We start from the raw sequence: 25,602 nt of genomic DNA on the forward strand, positions 1-25,602 counted from the left end.
GTGTTTTGTTGTCAACTGATCGGCTGCTGAGCAAGAGTTGGGCAGAGGATGGCGCTTTTCGGCTCTTACGTGCCGCCGCAAATTAGCTCACAATTGAGGCAGTTCCATTCACTGCCCATTCCAATCACTGCTCATGACGCAGCACAATGCTTGACCCCGGCCCGGCCGCTCCTCGCACCACCCAACCGCTCCTGCAGACGGTCGGATTGACCAAGCGCTATGGCGATTTCCTGGCCAACGACAAGATCGACATCGAGATCTTCCCGCGCGAGATCCATGCGCTGTTGGGTGAGAACGGGGCCGGCAAGTCGACCCTGGTCAAGACCATCTATGGCCTGGTGCAGCCGAGTGCCGGCGAACTGCGCTGGCAAGGCGCTCCTGTGAAGCTATCGGGACCTTCCGAAGCGCGCTCGCTCGGCATCGGCATGGTGTTCCAGCATTTCTCACTGTTCGACAATCTCACGGTGGCCGAGAACGTCGCGCTCGGGCTGGACGGCAAAGAGCCTTTCAAGGCGATGTCGGCCCGCCTGGCAAAGGTGGCCCAGGACTACGGCCTGCCGCTCGATCCCAATCGCGAGGTCTGGCAATTGTCGGTCGGCGAGCGGCAGCGCATCGAGATCGTCCGCGCCCTGATGCAGAATCCGAAATTCCTCATCCTGGATGAGCCCACGGCCGTGCTGACGCCGCAGGAGGCCGATCAGCTGTTCGTGGTGCTCGAGCGTCTGAAGGCCGAAGGCCGCGCCATCCTCTACATCAGCCACAAGCTCGATGAGGTGAAGCGGCTGTGCGACACCGCCACCATCCTGCGCGGCGGCAAAAAGATATCGACCTGCAATCCGAAGCTGGAGACGGCCGCCTCGCTCGCCCGCATGATGGTCGGCACCGAGATCAAGGAGGTGAAGCCGCCGGCCGAGCGGCGCACCACCGTGCCGCGGCTCGTGGTCAACGATCTCACGGTCGCGCCCGCCGAATTGCACGGCGTGCGCTTGCAGAATGTTTCTTTCGAGCTGAAGGGCGGCGAGATCCTCGGCATTGCCGGCGTCGCCGGCAATGGGCAGGACGAGCTGTTCGCCGCGCTCTCCGGCGAACGCCTCGTCAAGGAGCCTGGCACGATCATCATCGACGGGCTCGCCTGCGGCAACCTCTCGATCACCCAGCGGCGCAAGATGGGCGCGGCCTTCGTGCCGGAGGAACGGCTGGGTCACGGCACCGCGCCGCGGATGCGATTGTCGGAGAATGCGCTGCTGACCGGACACGCGGCCAGCGACATGGTCCGCCACGGCTTCATCAACGCCGCAGCGACGCTGCGGACCGTCGATCGCACCACGGAAACCTTCGACGTCCGCAAGGCCAAGCGCGACCCGGAAGCTGCGAGCCTGTCCGGCGGCAATCTGCAGAAATTCGTCGTTGGCCGCGAAATCCTGCGCACGCCGGCCGTGCTCGTCGTCAACCAGCCGACCTGGGGCGTCGACGCGGGGGCTGCCGCGATCATTCGCCAGGCGCTGATCGATCTCGCCAGCGCCGGCGCGGCCGTGCTCGTCACCAGCCAGGATCTCGACGAGCTGATCGAGATCGCCGACCGCATCGCGGTAATGTTTCACGGCCATCTCTCTGAAGCGCTGCCGCGTGCCGAGGCGACGCGCGAGAAGCTGGGCCTGCTGATGGGCGGCGCCAGTCTCGACCAGAAGGAGGCCGCGCATGCAGCTGGTGCTTGAGAAACGCGCCGAGCGCTCGCGCACCATCGCGCTGATCTCGCCGCTGATCGCGATCGGGCTGACGCTCGTCACCATGAGCGTGCTGTTCGCCGTGCTCGGCAAGAACCCGATCACGGCACTCGGCGTCTACTTCATCGCGCCGCTCACCGACAGCTATTCGCTGCAGGAGATCGCGGTCAAGGCGACGCCGCTGGTGATGATCGCGATCGGCTTGTCGCTGTGCTACCTCGCCAACGCCTGGAATATCGGCGCCGAGGGCCAGTTCCTGATCGGCGCCGTCGCCGGGAGCTGGATCGCGGTGAAGACGCAAGGCACCGAGGCCGGGCACTGGGTGCTGCCGGCGATGCTGGTCGCGGGCGCCGTCGCCGGCGCGCTGTATGCGCTGATCCCGGCACTCTGCCGCGTGAAGTTCGGCGCCAGCGAGATCCTCACCAGCCTGATGCTGGTCTATGTCGCAGATCTCATTCTCGACTATCTGGTGCGCGGCCCGTGGCGTGATCCCGCCGGCTTCAACTTTCCCACCACGGCGGAGTTCGATCCCGTCGCGACCGTGCCGGTCCTCATTGAAGGCGGCCGTCTGCATCTCGGCAGCATCATCGCGCTGGTTGTCGTCGCCTGCGCCTTCGTGCTGCTCGACCGGACCATCAAGGGCTTCGAGATCCGCGTCGTCGGCGTTGCCCCTCGGGCCGCCCGCTTCGGCGGCTTCAATTCCAACCAGCTCGTCCTTCTGACCTTCGCCGTGTCTGGCGCGTTGGCGGGCCTCGCCGGCATCATCGAGGTGGCGGGACCGATCGGACATCTGCAGCCTGGCATCTCGCCCGGCTACGGCTTCACCGCGATCATCGTGGCCTTCCTCGGACGGCTCAATCCGGTTGGAATATTAATTGCAGGATTGTTTCTCGCGCTGACGTTCATTGGGGGTGAGCAGGCCCAGATCACGATGAAGATTCCGCTCGATGTGACCAAGGTGTTCCAGGGCATCCTGCTGTTCTACGTGCTCGCCTGCGACTCCCTCATCCTCTATCGTTTCAAGCTCGTCTTCGCCTCGCGGCAGGTGCAAAGTGGTGCTGGTTGAAGCAATCATCCTGTCGGTGCTCGCCGCATCGACGCCGCTGCTGCTCGCAGCAACCGGTGAGCTCGTCACCGAGCGCGCGGGCGTTCTCAACCTCGGCGTCGAGGGCATGATGATCGTCGGCGCCGCGTGCGGCTTCGGTGCAGCCTGGCTGTCGGGCTCGATCATCGTCGGCGCGCTGTGCGGCATCATCGCCGGCATGCTGCTGTCGCTGATCTTCGCGTTCATGACCCTGGGCCTTGCCGTGAACCAGGTCGCAACCGGGCTCGCCCTGACCATCCTCGGCATCGGGCTGTCGGGCCTGATCGGTGCGCGCTTCGTCGGCGAGCGCATCACCACCGCGCCGCATCTGTACATTCCTGGGCTGAGCGACATCCCGCTGGTCGGCCGCATCCTGTTCGGCGAGGACGCCTTCGTCTATCTGTCGCTGGCCCTGATCGTCGCCGTCTGGTGGTTCCTCTACCGCACCCGCGCCGGCCTCGTGCTGCGCGCCTGCGGCGACAATCACGTCTCCGCGCACGCGCTCGGCTATCCCGTGCTGCGCATCCGGATGCTGGCGGTGCTGTTCGGCGGCGGCTGCGCCGGGCTCGCCGGCGCCTATCTGCCGCTCGCCTATACGCCCTTCTTCATCCCCGGCATGACGGCCGGTCGCGGCTGGATCGCGCTGGCGCTCGTCGTGTTCGCATCGTGGCGGCCGGGCCGGCTCGTGATCGGCGCCTATCTGTTCGGAGCGGTGACGATCCTGCAGCTGCACGCACAAGGCGCCGGCGTCGGCATCCCCTCGCAGTTCATGTCGGCGCTGCCCTATCTCGCCACCGTGATCGTGCTGGTGCTGCTGTCGCGCGCCCGCACCGGCGGCTCGACCGCACCGGCGGCGCTCGGAACTGTGTTCGTGCCGGACCGCTGACGATTTCATCCGGAGCGCCTGCGATGGGGCGCGACGCTCTGGATCACCACGTTTTCCCCTCACTGTTTGGAGATATTGACGATGATGAAAAGGCTTCTGAGCGCTGCCGCCGCGCTGGTGCTGGCGGGCAGCATCGCCGGTGTGGCGCATGCCGCTGACAAGCTGAAGGTCGGCTTCATCTATCTCGGCCCGATCGGCGACCTCGGCTGGACCTATCAGCACGAGCTCGGCCGTCAGGCGCTGGTCAAGGAGCTCGGCGACAAGATCGAGACGACCTATCTGGAGAACGTGCCGGAAGGCCCGGACTCCGAGCGCGCCATCGAGCAATTGGTCCGCGCCGGCAACAAGCTGATCTTCACGACGTCGTTCGGCTACATGGATCCGACGCTGAAGGTCGCCAAGAAGTATCCGAACGTGCATTTCGAGCACTCTACCGGCTACAAGCGCGACAAGAACATGTCGACCTATTCGGGGCGCTGGTACCAGGGCCGCTACATCCAGGGCCAGATCGCAGCGAAGATGTCGAAGGCCGGCGTGCTCGGCTATATCGGCTCGTTCCCGATCCCGGAGGTCATCTCGGGCATCAATGCGACGATGCTCGGCGCGCAGTCGGTCAACCCGAACATCAAGGTCAAGATCATCTGGGTCAACACCTGGTTCGACCCCGGCAAGGAGGCCGACGCCGCCAAGGCGCTGCTCGACCAGGGCGCCGACATCATCATGCAGCACACCGACAGCCCGGCGGCGATGCAGGTCGCGGCCGAGCGCGGCAAGCTCGCCTTCGGCCAGGATTCCGAGATGATCAAGTTCGGCCCCAAGGCGCAGCTGACCTCGATCCTCGACACCTGGGGCCCCTACTACATCGCCCGCGTCAAGGCCGAGCTCGACGGCACCTGGAAGTCCGAGGACACCTGGGGCGGCCTCGACTCCAAGATGTTCGAGATGGCGCCCTACACCAACATGCCTGACGACGTGAAGAAGATGGCCGAGGAGACCCAGGCTGCGATCACCGCCGGCAAGCTGCACCCGTTCAAATGCCCGGTGGTCGGCCAGGACGGCAAGGAGGTCGAGTGCAAGGGCGGCGCCAATCTCGCCGATGGTCAGATTCTCGGCATGAACTTCTACGTCAAGGGCGTCGACGACAAGCTGCCGGGCAAGTAGGCGCCTCTCTCTGAGCTCAGCTCTCTCCCTCGCCAGAGGGAGAGAGCTTTCGATCCCAACGACTGACATTCGTCCGCGTATCACCCTCCCCGCATCGCCTTGGCCGCGGCGCTGTGACGGCCGATCAGGCCCGCGACATCCAGCCCCGGAATGGCACCGTCGATCACGGTCCAGCGGCCGCCGACCATCACGCGATCGGCGCGATGCGCACCGCACAGCACCAGCGCCGCGATCGGATCGCCGGCCCCCGAGAAGCGCAACTCATCCAGCTTGAACAGCGCCAGATCAGCGGCATTGCCGGCCCTGATCTCGCCGAGCTCCGGCCGGCCGACACACGCCGCGGAGCCCTTCGTCGCCCAGCGCAACGCATCCTTGTGGCTGATGCGGCCGACGCCATAGCGTGCCCGCTGCAGCAGGAAGGCGGCGCGCACCTCCTGCATCAGATTGGAGCCGTCGTTCGAGGCTGAGCCGTCGACGCCGAGACCGATGCCGACGCCCGCCTCCTCCATCTCGCAGACCGGACAGCAGCCCGAGGCGAGCAGCTGGTTCGAGCAGGCGCAATGGCTGATCGTGGTCTTGGCCCTGCCGAGCCGCTTCATCTCCTCGGCGTTGAAGAAGATGCCGTGCGCGAGCCAGGTGCGCGGGCCGAGCCAGCCGTTCTTCTCGAGATAGTCGAGCGGACGGCAGCCAAACATCTGCTCGCAGAAGCGGTTCTCGTCCTCGGTCTCCGCCAGATGGGTGTGCAGCCGCACGTCGAGCTTGTCGGCGAGATCGGCCGTCTTCTGCATCAGCGATCCCGTCACCGAGAACGGCGAGCACGGCGCCAGCGCGATCTGCACCATCGCGTCCGGTCCGCGCTCATGATAGGTCGCGACCACCCGCTCGCTGTCGGCCAGGATCGTGTCCTCGTCCTGCACCACGCTGTCCGGCGGCAGGCCGCCGTCGCGCTCCGACAGGTTCATCGAGCCGCGGGTCAGCAGCACCCGGATGCCGAGCCGCTTCGCCGCCGCGACCTCGATGCCGACGGCATCCTCGAGGCCTGCCGGAAAGACGTAGTGATGATCGGTCGTCGTGGTGCAGCCCGACAGCATCAGCTCGGCCATGGCGAGCGTGACGGACGCATCCAGCGCCTCCGGCGTCAGCTTCGCCCAGACCGGATAGAGCGCCTTCAGCCATGGGAACAGCTCGCGGTCCATGGCCGCGGGCAGCGCCCGTGTCAGCGTCTGATAGAAGTGGTGATGTGTGTTGATCAGCCCGGGAATCACGACATGGCCGCTCGCATCATAGGCGAGCGCGCCTTCGGTCGCCGGCTCGGCGCCGGCTGGCACAAGCTCGACGATGCGGCCATCCTTGACCACGACACCGCGCGCGGCGCCCTCGGCCAGGATGGCGAGCGGGTCCTTGATCCAGATCGGCGTATTGCTCATGGCGGTCTCGTCTCGGTGCTGGGGCGTTCGCATGTGAAAGTAACTTGCAAGCGAAAGGCCAACGTCATCCTATTGCCAGTTGGCGCCGGTCTTGCAAGGATTTCACCGGCGATAGTCCTTGCCGAAGAGCTTGCGTCACCATGGACCTGAACACCATCACCGAGGTCGTGCGCCCACGGACAAGGGCCGATCTGCCCAGCTGGAAGGCAGGCGATGCCTGGCTGGCTGGCGGCACCTGGCTGTTCTCGGAACCGCAGGCGCGGCTGTCGCGCCTCATCGATCTCAGCGATCTCGCCTGGCCACCGCTCGCGATCAACGATCAGGGCCTGTCCATCGCTGCGACCTGCAGCGTCGCCGAACTCGATGCGCTGCCATGCCCGGCCGACTGGGTCGCAGCGCCGCTGATCGATCAATGCTGCCGCGCGTTCCTGGCCTCGTTCAAGATCTGGAAGACCGCCACCGTCGGCGGCAATCTCTGCATGTCGCTGCCGGCCGGGCCGATGATCTCGCTGCTCGCCGCGCTCGAAGGCCTCTGCACGATCTGGAAGACCGACGGCAGCGAGCAGCGGATCGCGGTGGCGGACTTCGTCACCGGCAACAACAGCAATGTGCTCGCGCCCGGCGACCTGCTGCGCCAGATCGACGTCCCGCTTTCCGCGCTGAGACGGCGCACGGCGTTCCGCCAGATTGCGCTGACTCCGGTCGGTCGCTCCGGCGCGCTGCTGATCGGCACTGCAGGGCGCGACGGAGACCTGCTGCTGACGGTCACAGGATCGACCGTGAAACCGCTGCAGCTGCGCTTCGCCACGATGCCCGACGCGGCCACGCTTCGCTCTGCTATTCAGAGCACGATCCCCGATGCGCTCTATCATGACGACGTCCATGGCAAGCCTGTCTGGCGCAAGGCGATGACGCTGCGCCTCGCCGAGGAGATCCGCGCCGAGCTCGCAGGTGGCATCCGGCCATGAGCGTGATCGTCAACGGCAAAGCGGTCGATGCCGCGCCGCGCCCGGGACAATGCCTGCGCACGTTCCTGCGCGACACCAGCCATTTCGGTGTCAAGAAGGGCTGCGACGCCGGCGATTGCGGCGCCTGCACCGTGCTGCTCGACGGCGAGCCGGTGCATAGCTGCCTGATCCCCGCGTTCCGCGCCGACGGCAAGGCGGTCACGACGGTCGAAGGTCTCGCCACCGACGACGGCCTGCATCCGATGCAGCAGGCCTTCCTCGATGCGCAGGCCTTTCAGTGCGGCTTCTGCACCGCCGGCATGATCGTCACCTGCGCCTCGCTGAACCAGGCGCAGAAGAAGGATCTCGGCGCGGCGCTGAAGGGCAATCTGTGCCGCTGCACCGGCTATCGCGCGATCGAGGACGCGCTGCTCGGCCGCACCAATGTCGAGGAGGTCGCAGCCGGCGAAGCCTTCGGCCGCAGCCTTCCCGCGCCTGCAGGCCCTGACGTCGTGCGAGGCCGGGCCCGCTACACGTTCGATACCGCGATCGAGGGCCTGCTGCACGTCAAGCTGGTGCGCTCCCCGCATGCGCATGCGCGCATCACCGGGATCGACAAGGCGGCGGCGCTGGCCGTCCCCGGCGTGCACGCGGTGCTGACTCACGAGGATGCACCGAGCGTGCTGTTCTCGACGGCGCGCCACGAGCAGGCCTGGATGGACCCGGCCGATACCCGCGTGCTCGACGATGTCGTCCGCTTCATCGGCCAGAAGGTCGCCGCCATCGTCGCGGATAGCGAAGCCGCGGCCGAGGAAGGCTGCCGGCGTCTCCGCGTCGACTACGAGATCCTGCCGGCCGTGGTCGATCCCGCTGAGGCGATCGTGCCCGGCGCACCGGTTATCCACGCCGGCCGCGGCAGCGAGCATCGCATCGCCGACGTCAGCCGCAACATCGTCGCCGAGACCCATGGCGAGTTCGGCGACGTCGCGGCCGCGCTCGGCTCCGCCGCAGCGACCTATGAAGGCACCTTCACCACGCAGCGCGTCCAGCACGCCGCGCTGGAAACGCATGGCGGTCTCGCCTGGGTCAATGAGGCCGGCGTTCTCACTGTCCGCTCCAGCACCCAGGTGCCGTTCCTGACGCGGCGGGCGCTGAGCGAGATCTTCGAACTTCCCTCTGACAAGGTCCGCGTGTTCTGCGAGCGCGTCGGCGGCGGCTTCGGCGGCAAGCAGGAGATGTTCGTCGAGGACATTCTGGCGCTCGCGGCCCTGAAGACGAAGCGGCCGGTCAAGCTCGAATTCACTCGCGAGGAGCAGTTCATCGCGACCTCGACGCGGCATCCGATGCGCGTCACGGTCAAGGCCGCCGCCGACAGCGACGGCAAGCTCACCGCCTTGCAGCTCGACGTGCTCTCCAACACCGGCGCCTATGGCAATCACGCCGGTCCCGTGCTGTTTCATGCCTGCGGCGAGTCGATCTCGGTCTACAATTGTCCGAACAAGAAGGTCGACGCCGTCGTCGCCTACACCAACACGGTGCCGGCCGGTGCCTTCCGCGGCTACGGCCTGCCGCAGACGACCTTCGCGGTCGAAGCCGCGATCGACGAGCTCGCGCTGCAGCTCGGCATCGATCCCTTTGAGATGCGCCGCCGCAACATCGTCAGGCCCGGGGATCCCATGCTGGCGCCGCCGGGCGCGGAGCACAGCGACGTGCTGTACGGCTCCTACGGCCTCGACCAGTGCCTCGATCTGGTCGAGCGCGCCATGGCCGCGGCGACGCCGGCGCCGGAGCTGTCGGCGGAGTGGCTCACAGGCGACGGCATCGCGCTGACGATGATCGATACCGTGCCGCCCGACGGCCACTTCGCCGATGCCGTGATCAGCCTGCGCGACGACGGCGGCTTCACACTCACCGTCGGCACCGCCGAGTTCGGCAATGGCACCAGCACCGTGCATCGCCAGATCGCCGCCACCGTGCTCGGAACGACGGTCGATCGCATTGCCCTCCGACAATCCGACACCGCGCATGGCGGCCACGACACCGGTGCCTATGGCTCGACCGGCACCTTCGTCGCCGGCCGCGCCACGCAGGCCGCGGCCGAGGCCCTGGCGGAGACCATCAAGCAGTTCGTCGCAGCGCGCTGGAACGTCGCTCCGGCCGACTGCATGATCGCCGACGATACGATCAGCTGCGGCACACACCGCCTCTCCTTCACCGACCTCGCCAAGACGAGCGGTGCGACACTCGTCGCCAGCGGCAATTCGCAAGGGACGCCGCGCTCGGTGGCGTTCAACGTCCAGGGCTTTCGCGTCGCGGTAAACAAGCACACCGGCGTGGTCAGGATCCTCAAGAGCGTGCAGGCGGCGGATGCCGGCCGCGTCGCCAACCCGATGCAGTGCCGCGGCCAGATCGAGGGCGGCGTGGCGCAATCGCTGGGCGCCGCCCTCTACGAAGAGGTTGTGATCGATGATGCAGGACGCGTGGTCAATCCGCGCTTCCGCGACTATCATCTGCCGTCCTATGCCGACGTGCCGCGCACCGAGGTGCTGTTCGCTGAGACCAATGACGCCATCGGCCCGCTGGGGGCGAAGTCCATGAGCGAGAGCCCGTACAATCCGGTCGCCGCCGCGCTCGGCAACGCGCTGCGCGCGGCAACCGGCATTCGCTTCACGGCCGTGCCGTTCAAGCCGGACCGGCTGTTTCCGCTCCTGCAGGAGACGTTCGGCGACTGACGACAATCTGGGGATCAAGTGGGGGGAACCATGAGCGACAAGATTCATCCGGTCGACGAGATGCTGCCGGTCCCGAAGCTGCTGGCACTCGGGCTGCAGCATGTGCTGGTGATGTATGCGGGTGCCGTCGCGGTGCCGCTGATCATCGGCCGCGCGCTGAAGCTGCCGCCCGAGGATGTCGCCTTCCTGATCAGCGCCGATCTGTTCGCCTGCGGCCTCGCCACGCTCGTGCAGTGCATCGGCTTCCCCGGCGTCGGCATCCGCCTGCCGGTCATGATGGGCGTCACCTTCGCCTCGGTCAGCCCGATGCTGTCGATGGCGGCCTCGCCCGAGATCGGCCTGCTCGGCATCTACGGCTCGGTGATCGCCGCCGGCGTTTTCGGTATCATCGTCGCACCCTTCATCAGCCGGCTGCTGCCGCTGTTTCCGCCCGTGGTGACCGGCACCATCATCATGATCATCGGCATCTCGCTGATGCGCGTCGGCATCAACTGGGCCGGCGGCGGCCTGCCGACGATCACCAAGGTGGTCGACGGCGTGCCCGGCGCCTTCCCCAATCCGAACTACGGCCAGCTGCAGGGCCTCGGCATCGCGCTGTTCGTGCTGCTGTTCATCCTCGGCCTCATCAAATGGGGCACCGGCTTCGTCGCCAATGTCTCGGTGCTGCTCGGCATCGTCGCCGGCGCGGTGCTCGCGACCGTGCTCGGCGTGATGCATTTCGACAAGGTCGCGGCCGCGTCCTGGGGCGCGCTGGTGATCCCGTTCAAGTTCGGCGTGCCGCAATTCCAGTTCGTGCCGATCGTCACGATGTGCATCGTCATGATCGTGGTCATGATCGAATCGCTCGGCATGTTCCTGGCGCTCGGCGAGATGACCGGCAAGACCGTCGATCGCGAGGCGCTGTCGCGTGGCCTGCGCGCCGACGGCGTCGGCACCCTGATCGGCGGCATCTTCAACACCTTCCCCTACACCTCGTTCTCGCAGAATGTCGGTCTCGTCTCGGTCACCGGCGTGCGCACGCGCTGGGTCACGATCACCGGCGGCTGCATCATGCTGCTGCTCGGGCTGCTGCCGAAGATGGCGGCGCTGGTGGAGGCCGTACCGCAGGTCGTGCTCGGCGGCGCCGGTCTCGTGATGTTCGGCATGGTGGCGGCGACCGGCGCGCGCATTCTCGCCAATGTCGACTTCAAGACCAACCGCTTCAACCTGTTCATCGTCGCGATCTCGGTCGGCTTCGGCCTGATCCCGCTCGTTGCGCCCCGCTTCTTCGCCAACCTGCCGCATGACCTGCAGCCGCTGCTGGAATCCGGCATCCTGCTGTGCGCGGTCGTCGCCGTGCTGCTGAACGCCTTCTTCAACGGCCTCGGCAGCGGCAAGGCCGCGGAAGCGGATGCTGCGGCCGCCGCGTCGTCCGCGCAGCACGTCTGAGGCGGCGGATGGCCGAGCTATTGCTTGGACCGGCGGTCGTAGGACCATCCAAACAGCCCGCTGCGCTCGGTCTCGGGCTCCGGCTCGGCGGCCGGCGCGGCCTGCGCCGGCTGCGCAGCCGCCTGTGGCGCGGCGGGCGCGACCGGCTTGGGAATGCTCTCGCACTTCATCGAATAGACCAGCTTGCCGTCCTCGGTGCGCCCGATCGGCGCGCAGGCATCGGCGCGCTTGGCGCCTCCCTTCGGAGCGGTCTGGGCCAATGCGGCTTGTGCCAGGGCCACCTGTGCCGCTACGAGAATCATCAGACCCAGTCTCTTCATCACTACCGTCCCGCTTTGCTTTCAAACTCATTGAACGCAATCGCTTTGCGGAAGTCCACCGCAACGAACATTTCTGAAGATCTGCGTCCTGCGCCACGCGGACGGTGCGCTCCCTCTCCCCGTTCTTACGGGGAGAGGGCTGGGGTGAGGGGCAGCCACGCACACCGACCTCGCGGCGAATCCCCCTCACCCGGATTGCATCTGGCGATGCAATCCGACCTCTCCCCGCAAGCGGGGGGAGGTGAGCACCGCGCCGGCCGGGCGATGTGGGCTCGAACAAACAAAGTAAGGAGATGAGCGCGCGATGTGGGCTTCGATCATATCGGAATGGCTGAGCCTGATCTTCCGCTGGCTGCACGTGATCGCCGCGGTCGCCTGGATCGGCAGCTCGTTCTACTTCATCGCGCTCGACCTCAGCCTGAAGCCGCGCGAGGGTCTGCCGAAGGGCGTGATGGGCGAGGCCTGGCAGGTCCATGGCGGCGGCTTCTACCACATCGTCAAATATCTGGTGGCGCCGGCGCAGATGCCGAGCGAGCTGACCTGGTTCAAATGGGAGGCCTACACCACCTGGCTGTCCGGCTTCGTGCTGATGATCGTGGTGTATTATCTCAACGCCGACCTGTTCCTGGTCGACAAGTCGATCCTCGATCTCAGCCCCGTCCAGGCCGGCCTGTTCAGCCTGGGCTCGCTCGCGCTCGCGTGGCTGCTCTACGAGGCGGCCTGCCGCAGCGGTCTTGCCAGACATGAGCTGCCGTTCGCGATCGGCGGTTACATCTTTCTGGTCGCGCTGACCTTCGCCTTCACCCATGTGCTGAGCGGCCGCGGCGCGTTCAACCAGATCGGCGCCATCATCGGCACCATCATGGTCGCCAACGTGTTCACGGTGATCATCCCCAACCAGAAGAAGATTGTCGCCGCGCTGCTGGCGGGCGAGGCGCCCGACCCCAAGCTCGGCAAGGCCGGCAAGGAGCGCTCGGTCCACAACAACTACCTCACCCTTCCGGTCGTGGTGCTGATGATCAGCAATCATTATCCGCTGCTGTTCGGCACCCGCTACAATTGGGCCATCGTCGCCATCGTGCTGGCGCTCGGTCCTGTCATCCGCCACTTCTTCAACGAGGGCCACAAGGGCAACGCCTCGCCGTGGTGGGTGTGGGGCGTCGCCGCCGCCGGCATGATCGCGATCCTGCTCTTGTCGGCCGCCGGTCCGCGCGACGCCAAGACGGCGGCCGCGAGCGCGCAGCCGGCGTTCGCGCAGGTCGAGGAGATCGTGACCTCCCGCTGCAGCATGTGCCATGCCGCCGAACCGGTGTGGGACGGCATCGTCACCGCGCCCAAGGGCGTGCTGCTCGACAATGCCGACAACATCCAGCGCAATGCGCGGCTGATCGCGCGCAACGCGGCATGGTCGAGCGCCATGCCGCCCGGCAACATCACCGAGATCACCGCCGACGAACGCGCCGTGCTCGCGGCCTGGGCCGGCGGGCAATAAGAGCGACCGTTGCAGCTGTCCAGGAGGCTGCTGCTTTGCTTGAACGGACGCAGCTACGAACTCGCTGTCGTCCCGGTCTCCGAGCCGGGACCCATACCCCCCGAGAGCGATTTGAGGCACGCTGGTCTTTGGCATTTTGCCCATCACGACTGCTGCGGCGTATGGGTCCCGGGTCGGCGCCGCACCGCGCTGGCGCGCGTCGCGGCTTGCCCGGGACGACGATGGAGGAACAGTCGATTCACATCTCAAAGAGCGCAAGCCTGGCCATTCAGCACGTGACATGACTTCGTCGTCCCGCGACGCTCAGCGCCCGGGTGATGCATCGATTTTGTCCCTCTCTCAAATGCAGAGGGCGCAGGGAAGGCCGGACCTCGGCTGAGGCCCGTGGCCCCCGTGCGAAAGAAATGCACGGGGCAGGAACCACAGGTACAGCCGGACAGACCCGGCCCTCCCTGCGCGATGGTTTTCACATTTATGGCGCGCTCTCCCCGGTGTCCGGCTTTTGAGCCACCGTCGCCTTCGGGATCATCATCCCCCGAAGACTTGGCGCCAGCTTCGGGGCGCCAGGACCACGCGCTTTCATGTCCGCGCCGACAGCGCTCGTCACGCCCTGCCGTTCACGGCCACCGCTCCCCACCTCCACGTATCGTGACGACGCGTACGTCCCTCTGCATGAGGCGGGCTGTGGAGATACAATCATGATTTCCGATAAAGCGAAAGCTATTTATTTTTTCGCGAGGGACTGGACAGGCCAAATCAGCTTGAAAGCATTCGCGATATTCGCGGTCTGGCGCGGGCGCGCCGTCGCTGCGCGCAGGCAGACGAAGTCGCCCCTGCGAGGCGCTGCTGCGCCGCAGCGCTTGAGAGTGTTTCGTGGACGACCGACTGGCTCGCGTCGCTTCGCGCGCGATGACGTTGTGGACAGAGACGGCGTTCACGCGAGTGCAATGTTCTATCATCGAACAAATCTCATCCCGCACGCGTGAAGCACCCGGCCGGACAACCGCACATCCGCAACGTGTAGTTGAGCATTCGCACCGACGAATACGATCGAGTTCCAGCGCGTTCGATTGTCGGCAGGTCCTTGCGGCAAAATTTACCACCGATCTGGACGCGGCTTGGCCGCACAGAAGTTCACGCTAGAGTGACCTCACAATCAGCTCTCAGCGAAACGCACTCATAATGTCGATCTCCGTCAAAGGCCGGCTGGCCATTGTCGCGCTCATCGCGCTTGCCTGTTTCGCAGGCTCGGTACTCAAGCTGTATCTGGGACTGCTGTGCATCTCGCTGCTGCTCAGTTTTGCCGTGGTCGGCGTCGTGGCATGGCTGGTGGAAAGGCTCGCCCGCAAACGCCACCGCGGGCCTGAAAGACGCCGGGGCCGTCGTCGCCGCTGTCCGTCTCTCATCGATGGCAGTCAGCAGCTGTCGATGACGACAGTGGATCGCCCCGACGCGCCGACGGCAGCGGGAAGCTTGTAATGCGCAAGCCGCTTGCACTCGGACTGGCATCGCTCTGCTGTCTGCTCGGCAGCGCGGCCCATGCTGAACGGCCGGCCTTCGCGGTCGTCGATCAGCCCTCGCAGGATGGACGCTGCAACGGTGACAACGGAAAGGGCGACCTCGATCGATCGGAGGCCGCCTGCCTCGAGCAGATCCCGGATCTGGCGCAACGCCGCGACGGCGCACTCAAACTGACGTTCCGCAACGGCCGCACACGCGTCTATCGCAATCAGGACGCCAAATGCGCCAGCGACGACAAAGCCTGCGTCAAATATCAGCTGACGGGATACTTCCCCGATCATGACCTCTTGCTGCTCGAGCGCGGCCGTCCCGAAGGCATCGACTGGCTCCTGGTCCGCGCCGACATGGGCGACGAGATCGGCATCGTCGCTCCGCCGCACTACTCACCCGAGAGGCGCTGGCTGGTGTCGGTCGCATCCCGCCTCGATGGGTCGAGCCTGCCCGACGGCATCGACATCATTCCTGCCAAACGTGATCGGACGCTGAAGGACTGGCACTATCGCACGCCGGAGGATGGCAAATGGCGCTACGAGTTCGACCGCTGGGACAGCGAGGACCAGATCGTGCTCTCGGCGAAGCCCCTCGAGGACACGGCACCACCGCGCCCGGTGGCGATCCATCGGAAGAAGAGCGAGTGGCTGTTCAAATAGCCGCACTGATCGCGTCGATCCGGCGCCCATACCTCACCGCTTCGCCGGCCTCCGCTTCGCCTCCAGCGCCATCAGATAGGTGGCCATCATCTCCGGCAAAGCGGCAACGACCACGTCGCGGCTGCGCGGGTCCTGCTCGCGCGTGAACAGCAAGGTTCCGAGCACGACGGCATCGAAGGTGGCGGCCGCCTGCGGACCCAGCTCGTCGCCGAGCCTGGCGCGCATGACGCGACAGATGACGGCCTTGAACTCGGCATGCACGGTCTGGTCGCTCAGATCGAGCGTGGCCAGCGCATCGGGATGACGAACGAAGTAGCGGATCGCCCAGCCGATCAGCTGCTCGATGATCTCAGGTGCCGACAAGTCCGCCCACTCCGCATCGCTCCGCTGCAGCACGCGATCGAACGCCGGCTGCAGCTCGGCATCGTGGCGCTCGGCGAGCGCATCGAGCATCTGCTTCTTGTCGCGAAAGAAGTGATAGACCGAGCCGATCGATGCGCCGGCGCGCTCGGCGGCGGCATGCATGCTCACGGCACCGAGGCCGGACTCCGCAATCAGGGCGGCAGCCGCGTCGAGCAGCTGCTCGCGGCGCTCGCGCCCGCGCGCCTGGCGCGGCGCGCGAGCCGTTGCCCGCGCAGCAGCTTCCCGGCTGGTCACATCTTTCCGTCGCACGTCTCGCTCAAGCTCATGTTCTGTTGTCCGGGGACGACGCCGAAAGACGACGCCGGACGCCGGGCCGCCGACGCCAACTCCTGGCATACGGAATTCTAACCGCGCCAACGCGAATGTTACTAGACATTTTTTTCTAGACATGATTGTCTAGTTCAGGTGCTGTCAAGGGGAACATGCTGTGCTGGTCCCAACGGCCGTGATCCTTCCAACCGGCGACCGCCGGCCGGGTTCACGGCTGACTGACAGCCACCGTCCCCCGCAATTTCGGACGCGAGAGACGACCGGCGGCTCTCGATCCCGGTCGGATTGACGATCCGTGAACCATTCCTTTGGGCTCGAACGTGCAACCATGATCTCACTCATGCGATCTCCACCTCCTGCCCGCGCGTCCGGCGCGCGCCTGCTGACGCTGGCCGGCTGCACCGCGATCGGGCTGCTGCTTGCGGGCTGTGACCAGAAGGCGGCCGTGACCGCACAGCCGGCGCGGCTGGTGCAGACCCAGATCGTGAAGCTGTCGGAGCGGCGGCAATCGATCACGCTGACCGGAGACGTGCAGGCACGCGTCCTCGCCGAGCTGTCATTCCGCGTCAGCGGCCGCGTCACCGAGCGGCTTGTCGAGGTCGGCGCCCATGTGAAGACAGGCCAGTTGCTTGCCAGGATCGATCCGGCCGAGCAGCAGGCCGATCTGGATTCGGCGGAGGCTGCCGTCACGGCAGCCGAGTCCCAGGTCAGGGTCGCGACCTCCAATTTCAACCGGCAGCAGACCCTGCTGTCGAGCGGCTTCACCACCCGCGCGACCTTCGACCAGGCGCAGGAGAACCTGCGGACCGCGGAAGGATCGCTGGAGTCCGCCAAGGCCCAGCGCGACACCGCCAAGGACGCGCTGACCTTCACCGAGCTGCGCGCCGACGCCGACGGCACCATCACCGCGCGCAACGTCGAAGCCGGCCAGGTCGCCCAGGCGGCGCAATCGGTGTTCACGCTCGCGCATGATGGCGACCGCGATGCCGTGCTCGACGTCTACGAGAGGGCGCTGTCGTTCAAGTTCGACGACGTCAAGGTCGCGCTGGCGCTGCTGTCAGATCCTTCGGTGACCGCCAAGGGCACGGTGCGCGAGGTCTCGCCGACCATCGATGCCAAGTCCGGCACCGTCCGCATCAAGATCGCGATCGAAAATCCGCCGCCGGAGATGACGCTCGGCAGCGCCGTCAGTGCCACCGGCTTCATCAAGCCGGAGCAGCGCATCGTGCTGCCATGGAGTGCGCTGACGGCCGCAGGGAAAGCGCCCGCCGTCTGGCTGGTGAATGCCGCCGACAAGACCGTCTCGCTCCAGCCGGTCACGATCGAGGACTACGAAACCGGCGCGATCGTCGTCTCCGCCGGGCTGAAGCCGGGCGACCGCGTCGTGACCGAGGGCGGCAAGCTGCTGAGCGTCGGACAACAGATCACTTTCAACGAGGAGGCCCGGTCGTGATGACGCCGATGCGTTGTATCCTTCCGCTTGTTCCGCTCGCTGTGCTCGCAGGCTGCAACGAGAAGGCCGCCGCTCCCGATCCGGTCCGGCCGGTGCTGTCGATGAAGGTGGAGCCGCAGGCGGCCAACGGCTCGACCGTGACCGGCACCATCGAGCCGCGGTTCAAGGCCGACCTGAGCTTCCGGGTGCTGGGGCGGCTGATCGCGCGGCCGGTCTATGTCGGCGACATGGTCAAGCAGGGTCAGGTCGTGGCCGCCATCGATCCGGCCGCCCTCGAGCTTGCGGTCCGCGCCTCGGCCGCGGAGGTCTCGCGCAGCCAGGCGCAGCTGACCAATGCGACCGGGACCGAGGGCCGGCAGCGCACCCTGCTGGAGACCGAGGCCACCACCAAGGCCACCCTGGAGAGCGCCGAGCAATCGCGCGCGGCCGCGCAGGCCTCCGTCATCAAGGCGCAGGCCAATCTCGCCAAGGCGCGCGAGCAGCTCGGCTACGCCCAGCTGAAGGCGGATTTCGCCGGCATCGTCACGGCCGTCGGCGCGGAGGTCGGACAGGTCGTCTCGCCGGGCGTGAGCGTCGTCACCGTCGCGCGGCCCGACATCCGCGAGGCGGTCATCGATGTCGGCGACGACATCGCCGGCGGGCTGCAGGCCGGCACGCCATTCACGGTGCGGCCGCAGGTCGATCCCGCTGTCGCCGTGGCCGGCAGGGTGCGCGAGATCGCACCACGTGCCGATGCCACGACGCGCACGCGCCGCATCCGCATCACGCTCGACAATCCGCCCGAGATCATGCGCCTCGGCACCACGGTGGCCGCGACGCTGGATACCGAACAGAAGACCGTCATCCGGCTGCCGCGCTCGGCGATCCTCACTGACAACGACAAGAGCTTCGTGTGGCTGGTCGATGACGCCGGCAAGACCGTCAAGCGACAGCAGATCACGATCGCCACCAACGAGGACGGCAGCGTCCGCGTCACCGGCGGCCTCGAAGCCGGACAGCGCGTCGTCACCGCCGGCGTGAACAGTCTCAAGGATGGCCAGTCCGTCCGCATCGATCAGGAATCTCAGCCGTGAAGTCCTTCAACCTCTCCGACTGGGCGCTCGAGCACCGCTCGCTCGTCTGGTATTTCATGATCGCCTTCATGCTGGCGGGCTTCTACTCCTACCTGCATCTCGGACGCGAGGAGGATCCCTCCTTCACCATCAAGACGATGCTGATCCAGGCCAAATGGCCGGGCGCCTCGGCCGAGGAGATGACGCGGCAGGTCACCGACCGCATCGAGAAGAAGCTCGAGGAGCTGCCGGCGCTCGACTACACCAAGAGCCTGACCGTGCCCGGCCAGACCACCGTGTTCGTCAATTTGCGCGACACCACCAAGGCGCGCGACGTGGTGCCGACCTGGCTGCAGGTGCGCAACCTGATCAACGACATCAAGGGCGACTTCCCGTCGGGCGTGGTCGGGCCCGGCTTCAACGACCGCTTCGGCGACGTGTTCGGCAACATCTACGCCTTCACCAGCGACGGATTGAGCCAGCGCCAGCTGCGCGACCGCGTCGAGGAGGTCCGCGCCAAGGTGCTGACCGTTCCCAATGTCGGCCGCGTCGACATCGTCGGCGCCCAGAACGAGGTGATCTATCTCGAATTCTCACCGCGCAAGGTGGCCGCGCTCGGCATCGACCAGCGCACCATCCTCAACGCGCTGCAGGCGCAGAACGCGGTGTCGCCATCCGGAGTGCTGCAGGCCGGCCCGGAGCGGATCGCGGTGCGCGTCTCCGGCCAGTTCACCTCGGAGGAGAGCGTCAAGGCGATCAACCTGCGCATCAACGACCGCTTCTTCCCGCTGACCGACGTCGCCACCATCACCCGCGGCTACGAGGATCCGCCGACGTCGCTGTTCCGCTTCAACGGCCAGCCGGCGATCGGGCTTGCCATCGGCATGAAGGCCGGCGCCAATCTGCTCGATTTCGGCGAGGCGCTGAAGGAGGAGATGACCAAGGTCATCGCCGATCTGCCGGTCGGCGTCGGCGTGCACCTCGTCTCGGACCAGCCCAAGATCGTCGAGGAGGCGGTCGGCGGCTTCACCAAGGCGCTGTATGAGGCCGTGATCATCGTGCTCGCGATCAGCTTCGTCAGCCTCGGCGTCCGCGCCGGCCTCGTCGTCGCGATCTCGATCCCGCTGGTGCTCGCGATCACCTTCCTGGTCATGGCCTATAGCGGCATCTCGCTGCAGCGCATCTCGCTGGGCGCGCTGATCATCGCGCTCGGCCTGCTGGTCGACGACGCCATGATCGCCGTCGAGATGATGGTGGCGCGGCTCGAGGTCGGCGACTCCCTGCGCAAGGCCGCGACCTATGTCTACACCTCCACGGCGTTCCCGATGCTGACGGGCACGCTGGTCACGGTGGCCGGCTTCATTCCGATCGGCCTCAACAACAGCGCCGCCGGCGAGTTCACCTTCACGCTGTTCGTGGTGATCGCGGTGTCGCTGGTGGTGTCGTGGATCGTGGCGGTGCTGTTCACGCCGCTGCTCGGCGTCACCATCCTGCCCGCCTCGCTGCCCAGCCATCACGCCGAGGGCGGCAGGCTGGCGCGCATCTTCCGCAGCATGCTGAACGCCTGCATGCGGCATCGCTGGACGACCATCGTCGCGACCGTCCTGATCTTCGCGCTGTCGGTGTTCGGCATGCGCTTCGTGCAGCAGCAGTTCTTCCCCTCCTCCGACCGCAACGAACTGGTGATCGACTTCAACCTGCCGCAGAACTCGTCGATCGCCGAGACCAATGCGCAGATGGCGAAGTTCGAGCAGGAGGCGTTGAAGGGCGATCCCGACATCGACCATTGGTCGACCTATGTCGGCTCGGGCGCGCAGCGCTTCGTGCTGTCGTTCGACGTGCAGCCGGCCGACGTGTCGTTCGGCCAGATCATCATCGTGACCAAGAGCCTGGAGGCGCGCGACCGCGCCCGCGCCAGGCTGCAGGCCTATCTCACCAAGACCTTCCCCGGCACCGACGCCTATGTGCATCTGCTCGACATCGGCCCGCCGGTCGGCCGTCCCGTGCAGTACCGCGTCAGCGGCCCCGACACCGCCAAGGTGCGCGAGATCGCCCAGGAGTTCGCCGGCATCATGCGCGGCAACAGCCATCTCGGCGCCGTCGTGTTCGACTGGATGGAGCCGGCGCGCGTGGTCAAGGTCGACGTGCTGCAGGACAAGGCGCGCCAGCTCGGCGTCACCTCCTCCGACATCGCCAACGCCCTGAACAGCGTGCTCGACGGCACCTCGATCACCCAGGTGCGCGACGACATCTATTTGATCGACGTCCGCGGCCGCGCCCAGGCCACGGAGCGGCAATCGCTGGAGACGCTGCGCGACCTGCAGCTGTCGGGATCGAACGGCCAGTCGATCCCGCTCGCAGCGCTGGCGACCCTTCGCTACCAGATCGAGCAGCCCGAGATCTGGCGTCGCTCGCGGCTGCCGACATTGACCCTGAAGGCCAGCGTGAAAGATCAGGTGCAGCCGAACACGGTGGTCGATCAGCTGAAGCCCGCGATGTCAGACTTCAACGCCAAGCTCCCGGCCGGCTTCAAGGTCGTCACCGGCGGCAGCGTCGAGGAGAGCGCCAAGAGCCAGGCGCCGATCGTCGCCGTCGTGCCGATCATGCTGTTCACGATGGCCACCATCCTGATGCTGCAGCTGCAGAGCTTCCAGCGTCTGTTCCTGGTGTTCGCGGTGGCGCCGCTCGCTTTGATCGGCGTCGTCGCGGCGCTGCTGCCGAGCGGCGCGCCGCTGGGCTTCGTCGCCATCCTCGGCGTGCTCGCCCTGATCGGCATCCTGATCCGCAACTCCGTCATCCTGATCGTGCAGATCGAGCATCTGCGCGAAGAGGGACGGCCGCCATGGGAGGCCGTGATGGAAGCGACCGAGCACCGCATGCGGCCGATCATGCTGACGGCGGCGGCGGCCTCGCTCGCGCTGATCCCGATCGCGCGCGAGGTGTTCTGGGGCCCGATGGCCTATGCGATGATGGGCGGCATCATCGTCGGCACCGTGCTCACGCTCCTGTTCCTGCCGGCGCTCTACGTCGCCTGGTTCCGGATCAAGGCACCGGAGAAGACTGCGGCTCCGCAGGCCACGCCGCACGGCGCGTGAGGCGTCGAATGGCGGGAATCGCAGATAATTGCGCGGGATAAGCCGCTCGCGTGGGTTCAACACCACGCGGCGGCCGGTTAGATTCACATCCCATGCAAGGATGCGAATCATGACCGATCCTCAGATCGTCTGCCCCTCCTGCCGCACCGAGATCAAGCTGACCGAGCAGCTCGCAGCGCCCCTGATTGCGGAGACGCGCCGGCAGTTCGAGAAGCAGCTCCAGGCGAAGGAGGCCGATTTCGGCCGTCGCGAAGCGCAGCTCAAGGCGGCGCAGGAGCAGATCGCGCAGGCCAAGGCCGACATCGACCAGCAGGTGGCCGCCAAGCTGAGGGCCGAGCGCGCCGGAATCGCGCAGGCCGAGGCGGCGAAGGCGCGCCAGGCCGTCGCCGATGAGATGGGCAATCGCGACCGGCAGCTCGCCGAGCTGCATCAGGCCATCGTCAGCAAGGACGCCAAGCTCGCCGATGCACAGAAGGCGCAGGCCGAGATGATGCGCAAGCAGCGCGAGCTCGACGAGGCCCGCCGCGAGATCGATCTCACGATCGAGAAGAAGGTGCAGGAGAGTCTCGTCGCCGTGCGTGACAAGGCGCGGCTGGAAGGCGAGGAATCGCTGAAGGCCAAGGTCGCCGAGAAGGAGACCCAGATCGCCGGGATGCAGCGCCAGATCGAGGAGCTCCGCCGCAAGGCCGAGCAGGGTTCGCAGCAGCTGCAGGGCGAGGCGCTCGAGATCGAGCTGGAGTCGCAATTGCGCGCGCGCTTTCCGCGCGACCTGGTCGAGCCGGTGCCGAAGGGCGAGTTCGGTGGCGACGTGATCCATCGGGTCGTGGCCCCCAGCGGCCAGGTCTGCGGCGCGATCCTGTGGGAATCCAAGCGCACCAAGAACTGGAGCGATGGCTGGCTCGTGAAGCTGCGCGACGATTTGCGCGCGGCCAAGGCCGACATCGCGCTGATCGTCTCCACCGCGCTACCCAAGGGCGTCGACGGCTTCGACCTGATCGACGGCGTCTGGGTCGCCGAGCCGCGCTTCGCGCTGCCCCTGTCGCTCGCGCTGCGGCAGTCGCTGATCGACGTCGCCTCGAGCAAGCTCGCGCAGAAGGGCCAGCAGACCAAGATGGAGTTGGTCTACGCCTATCTCACCGGGCCCCGCTTCCGCCATCGCATCGACGCCATCGTCGAGCGCTTCACCGAGATGCAGACCGACCTCGACCGTGAGCGCAAGACCATGATGCGTCTGTGGGCGAAGCGCGAGGAGCAGCTGCGCGGCGTGCTGGATTCGACGGCGGGCTTGTATGGCGATCTGCAGGGCATCGCCGGCCGCGCCATGCAGGAGATCGAGAGCCTCGACATCCTGCTGATCGAGGGCAAGAGCGAGGCGGCGGAGTAGCGCGGCGCACCGCGCGCTCGCGCAGTAGCCCTGCACCGTCACGCCTTTATGGTTTTCCTATGCGGCCGCACGCGGCCGCGTCTCGCATTCCTATGGTTCGCCGAGGCATATCCATTCCATCAACGGCCGGATCGCCGGCCCTCTCCGGTGGATGGATCAGATGTCGCTTCTCACTGCTCCCAACGAACACCTTCACCGCGCGTCATGGTCGCGTCGCGACCAGCGGACTGAGGACCGGACGCGTGCCCTGCTCGGCCAGATCGCACGCTTCACCCTGGTGCTGACCGGCGCCAGCGGCCTGCTGACGTTGCTGGTCATCCTGAAAACCGCTGCCTACATGTCGCATCATCCGATGTGAGCCATCGGCCGCTACGCTGAAGTAATCCAATATCTCACGGCTTGCTCGGTGCACCTCGCCCCGCCTGCGGGGGCGCGACGAGCTTCGGTCGCGCTGAGAGGTCGGATTGCATCGTCAGATGCAATCCGGGTGAGGGGGACTCTCCGCACGGTCGGTGCGCGTGGCTGCCCCTCACCCAAACCCTCTCCCCGTAAGAACGGGGAGAGGGAGCAGACCGTTCATGCCGAGGCAGTAACTTCCATCACTGAAAAACAAGACGAGGCGACTACTTTACCGGCCGCTTTTCCAGCTTGCGTGCGAGCGTCCGCCGATGCATGCCGAGCCTCCGCGCCGCTTCCGAGATGTTGAAGTCGGTCTCGATCAGCGTCTGGTGGATGCGCTCCCATTCGAGCGTCTTGATCGAGGTGGAGCGCTCGGGGAGTGCGACCTGCGCATTGCCTTCGGCCTTGCGGAAGGCCTCCTCGATGTCGTCGGTGTTCGACGGCTTGGCGAGATAGTGGCAGGCGCCGAGCTTGATCGCCTCGACCGCTGTGGCGATGCTGGCGAAGCCGGTGAGGACGACGATCAGCATCTCGGGATCATGCGCATGCAGTTTCTCGACGCAGACGAGGCCTGAGGCCCCGCCGAGCTTGAGGTCGACGACGGCATAGCCGAACGTCTTGTCCTTGATGATCTCGTCGACCTGCTCGAGCGCGCTGGCGATGACCGCGTCGTAGCCACGCCGCTCGAATGAGCGCTTCAACGTGCGGGCAAAGCCATCGTCATCCTCGACGATGAGAAGAGAGCGTTCAATCTCCACTGGGCTCTCCAATCGCAAGCATCGACAGCGGCAGCGACAGCCGCACGGTTGCCCCGCGTCCCCGGTGGTTCCAGGCCGAAACGCCGCCGCCGAGCTTGCGGATCACGTTGACAACCAGGAACAGGCCGAGGCCGCGGCCAGGACGGCCCTTGCTCGACTGATAGGGGCGCCCGATCTGCGCCAGCATGGCCGGATCGAACCCCGGCCCGCGATCGCTGACGCTGAGCAGCAGCTGGTCACCGTCGCGCTCGGCGACGAACTCGACCCACTCGCGCGACACCTCGAAGGCATTGTCGAGCACGTTGACGATGGCCTGCTTCAGGGCGACGTCGGAGACGATCGCGGGATCCGAGCCGAACTCGTTGCGGAACATCAGATTGCGCGCCGAGCGCGCCGTGCTCCATTCGGCCACCAGCGTGGTCAGGAACGCCGTCAAGGTCGTCGGCGCCGAGCCCTCGCCGCGCGCCTGCCCGGCGGAGACCAGGATGTCGGTGACGATCGACTTGCAGCGCTGCACGGCCGCTTGCATCTCGGTGAAATCCTCCGCGAGCGCCGGATCGGCCGAGATGGCGGTCATGCGCCGCCAGTCGTTCAGGATCACCGAGATCGACGCCAGCGGCGTGCCGAGCTCATGCGCGGCGCCTGAGGCCAAGAGGCCCATGCGGATGATGTGATCTTGCTCGGCGGCATGCTGGCGCAGGTCGGCGAGCTTGGCGTCGCGCTCGCGCAGGTTCCGGTTGATGCGCGTCACGAACACGACGAGCAGCACCGCGTCGAGCACGAAGCCGACGAACATGCCGGTGATGTGCAGGCTGAACGGATCGCTCACGTGATGCTGCGGCAGCGCCAGCGGCCGGTACTCGATGGTGAGCCAGGCGAAGCTGAGCACCGTGAGCGCAACCAGCGACCAGGACGAGCGCGCGTCCAGCAGCACCGCGCCCAGCGTCACCTGCAGCAGATAGAGACAGGTAAACGGATTGGACGCGCCGCCGGTGAGATAGAGTTCGGCCGTCAGGGCGACCACGTCGAGCATCAAGGCAAGCAGCAGGTCGCGATTGCTGACGTCGTCCCTGTAGCGCAGCCAGATGTGGCTGGCGACGTTCAGCGCCACCAGCGCGCAGATGATCGCCGCCATCGGCACCAGCGGCAGCGCGATGCCGAACCAGGAGGTGACGAAGGCGATGGTGACGATCTGCCCGACCACGGCGATCCAGCGCAGCTGGATCAGCAGCACCATGTTCTTGCGGTTGGTCGCATCCTTGGTCGGCAGCGGGGCGTTGATCTCGGGTGTCGCGAGCGCGGCCACCGCGCCGATCGGCAGGTTCGGCGCCTCATTCCTCATGCGGCGGCATCCGCGATTGGCGTGCAGACCTGCAGCGAGGCGCATCTGCTCAAG

20 protein-coding genes are annotated in these 25,602 nt (G+C 66.5%); 15 read left to right on the forward strand and 5 right to left on the reverse strand.

The features are described 5' to 3' along the window. Positions 1–146: 146 nt before the first annotated feature. The 4 genes from QQL87_RS31760 (at position 147) to QQL87_RS31775 (ending at position 4,855) form a co-directional block, all read left to right on the forward strand. Positions 147–1,715 (forward strand): ABC transporter ATP-binding protein, encoded by a 1,569-nt coding sequence (locus QQL87_RS31760; protein WP_284423015.1) that lies wholly within the window; start codon positions 147–149, stop codon positions 1,713–1,715. Next, positions 1,699–2,790: an ABC transporter permease gene (locus QQL87_RS31765; RefSeq protein ID WP_284423016.1), complete on the forward strand. Its 1,092-nt coding sequence runs from the start codon at positions 1,699–1,701 to the stop codon at positions 2,788–2,790. Before QQL87_RS31760 ends, QQL87_RS31765 begins: the two co-directional genes overlap by 17 nt. Further along, positions 2,777–3,694, forward strand: coding sequence for an ABC transporter permease (locus tag QQL87_RS31770; RefSeq protein ID WP_284423017.1), 918 nt, complete (start codon positions 2,777–2,779; stop codon positions 3,692–3,694). The genes QQL87_RS31765 and QQL87_RS31770 overlap by 14 nt, the downstream gene beginning before the upstream one ends. 81 nt (positions 3,695–3,775) lie before the next feature. Continuing rightward, positions 3,776–4,855 carry a BMP family ABC transporter substrate-binding protein gene (locus QQL87_RS31775; RefSeq protein WP_284423018.1) on the forward strand — a complete coding sequence of 360 codons (1,080 nt, stop codon included), beginning with the start codon at positions 3,776–3,778 and terminating at the stop codon, positions 4,853–4,855. A gap of 80 nt (positions 4,856–4,935) precedes the next feature. Here the strand turns inward: QQL87_RS31775 and QQL87_RS31780 are convergent, their stop codons facing one another. Continuing rightward, positions 4,936–6,282 (reverse strand): 8-oxoguanine deaminase, encoded by a 1,347-nt coding sequence (locus QQL87_RS31780; protein WP_284423019.1) that lies wholly within the window; start codon positions 6,280–6,282, stop codon positions 4,936–4,938. Positions 6,283–6,422: 140 nt separating this feature from the next. On the opposite strand from QQL87_RS31780, the gene QQL87_RS31785 reads away from it, so the two are divergent. The 3 genes from QQL87_RS31785 to QQL87_RS31795 are packed head-to-tail and all read left to right on the forward strand — an operon-like array spanning position 6,423 to position 11,389. After that, positions 6,423–7,250, forward strand: a complete 828-nt coding sequence (locus QQL87_RS31785) for an FAD binding domain-containing protein (protein ID WP_284423020.1) — start codon at positions 6,423–6,425, stop codon at positions 7,248–7,250. Further along, positions 7,247–9,961, forward strand: coding sequence for a molybdopterin-dependent oxidoreductase (locus QQL87_RS31790; RefSeq protein ID WP_284423021.1), 2,715 nt, complete (start codon positions 7,247–7,249; stop codon positions 9,959–9,961). Before QQL87_RS31785 ends, QQL87_RS31790 begins: the two co-directional genes overlap by 4 nt. A gap of 30 nt (positions 9,962–9,991) precedes the next feature. Then, on the forward strand, positions 9,992–11,389 hold the full coding sequence (locus QQL87_RS31795; RefSeq protein ID WP_284423022.1) for a nucleobase:cation symporter-2 family protein: 1,398 nt from the start codon (positions 9,992–9,994) through the stop codon (positions 11,387–11,389). Between the two features lie 17 nt (positions 11,390–11,406). On the opposite strand, the gene QQL87_RS31800 is transcribed toward QQL87_RS31795, so the two are convergent. Then, complete coding sequence (locus tag QQL87_RS31800; protein ID WP_284423023.1) at positions 11,407–11,709, reverse strand: hypothetical protein; 303 nt, start codon at positions 11,707–11,709, stop codon at positions 11,407–11,409. Between the two features lie 304 nt (positions 11,710–12,013). Here QQL87_RS31800 and QQL87_RS31805 point away from each other — a divergent pair, with 304 nt between their 5' ends. The 3 genes from QQL87_RS31805 to QQL87_RS31815 all read left to right on the forward strand — a co-directional run bounded on the left by QQL87_RS31805 (position 12,014) and on the right by QQL87_RS31815 (position 15,372). Then, positions 12,014–13,201 (forward strand): urate hydroxylase PuuD, encoded by a 1,188-nt coding sequence (locus tag QQL87_RS31805; protein ID WP_284423024.1) that lies wholly within the window; start codon positions 12,014–12,016, stop codon positions 13,199–13,201. Positions 13,202–14,383: 1,182 nt separating this feature from the next. Then, the gene (locus QQL87_RS31810; RefSeq protein WP_284423025.1) at positions 14,384–14,680 is read left to right on the forward strand and encodes a hypothetical protein; all 297 of its coding nucleotides are present in this window, start codon (positions 14,384–14,386) and stop codon (positions 14,678–14,680) included. Next, complete coding sequence (locus QQL87_RS31815; protein WP_284423026.1) at positions 14,680–15,372, forward strand: hypothetical protein; 693 nt, start codon at positions 14,680–14,682, stop codon at positions 15,370–15,372. Before QQL87_RS31810 ends, QQL87_RS31815 begins: the two co-directional genes overlap by 1 nt. A gap of 33 nt (positions 15,373–15,405) precedes the next feature. Here the strand turns inward: QQL87_RS31815 and QQL87_RS31820 are convergent, their stop codons facing one another. Continuing rightward, complete coding sequence (locus QQL87_RS31820; protein WP_284423027.1) at positions 15,406–16,044, reverse strand: TetR/AcrR family transcriptional regulator; 639 nt, start codon at positions 16,042–16,044, stop codon at positions 15,406–15,408. Between the two features lie 349 nt (positions 16,045–16,393). On the opposite strand from QQL87_RS31820, the gene QQL87_RS31825 reads away from it, so the two are divergent. From QQL87_RS31825 to QQL87_RS31845, 5 genes are all read left to right on the forward strand, one after another. Continuing rightward, complete coding sequence (locus tag QQL87_RS31825) at positions 16,394–17,518, forward strand: efflux RND transporter periplasmic adaptor subunit (protein ID WP_284423028.1); 1,125 nt, start codon at positions 16,394–16,396, stop codon at positions 17,516–17,518. Next, complete coding sequence (locus QQL87_RS31830) at positions 17,518–18,591, forward strand: efflux RND transporter periplasmic adaptor subunit (protein WP_284423047.1); 1,074 nt, start codon at positions 17,518–17,520, stop codon at positions 18,589–18,591. Before QQL87_RS31825 ends, QQL87_RS31830 begins: the two co-directional genes overlap by 1 nt. Continuing rightward, positions 18,588–21,665, forward strand: coding sequence for an efflux RND transporter permease subunit (locus tag QQL87_RS31835; protein ID WP_284423029.1), 3,078 nt, complete (start codon positions 18,588–18,590; stop codon positions 21,663–21,665). The genes QQL87_RS31830 and QQL87_RS31835 overlap by 4 nt, the downstream gene beginning before the upstream one ends. A gap of 109 nt (positions 21,666–21,774) precedes the next feature. Continuing rightward, positions 21,775–23,049: a DUF2130 domain-containing protein gene (locus tag QQL87_RS31840; protein ID WP_284423030.1), complete on the forward strand. Its 1,275-nt coding sequence runs from the start codon at positions 21,775–21,777 to the stop codon at positions 23,047–23,049. 160 nt (positions 23,050–23,209) lie between these two features. Continuing rightward, positions 23,210–23,407 (forward strand): hypothetical protein, encoded by a 198-nt coding sequence (locus QQL87_RS31845; RefSeq protein WP_284423031.1) that lies wholly within the window; start codon positions 23,210–23,212, stop codon positions 23,405–23,407. Positions 23,408–23,672: 265 nt separating this feature from the next. Here the strand turns inward: QQL87_RS31845 and QQL87_RS31850 are convergent, their stop codons facing one another. Further along, complete coding sequence (locus QQL87_RS31850) at positions 23,673–24,206, reverse strand: response regulator transcription factor (RefSeq protein WP_284423032.1); 534 nt, start codon at positions 24,204–24,206, stop codon at positions 23,673–23,675. Further along, positions 24,196–25,548 carry an ATP-binding protein gene (locus tag QQL87_RS31855; protein ID WP_284423033.1) on the reverse strand — a complete coding sequence of 451 codons (1,353 nt, stop codon included), beginning with the start codon at positions 25,546–25,548 and terminating at the stop codon, positions 24,196–24,198. Before QQL87_RS31855 ends, QQL87_RS31850 begins: the two co-directional genes overlap by 11 nt. Positions 25,549–25,602: the final 54 nt, after the last annotated feature.

Origin of the sequence: Bradyrhizobium sp. SSBR45G (assembly GCF_030159255.1) — a bacterium.
In the GTDB taxonomy this organism is placed as follows: domain Bacteria; phylum Pseudomonadota; class Alphaproteobacteria; order Rhizobiales; family Xanthobacteraceae; genus Bradyrhizobium.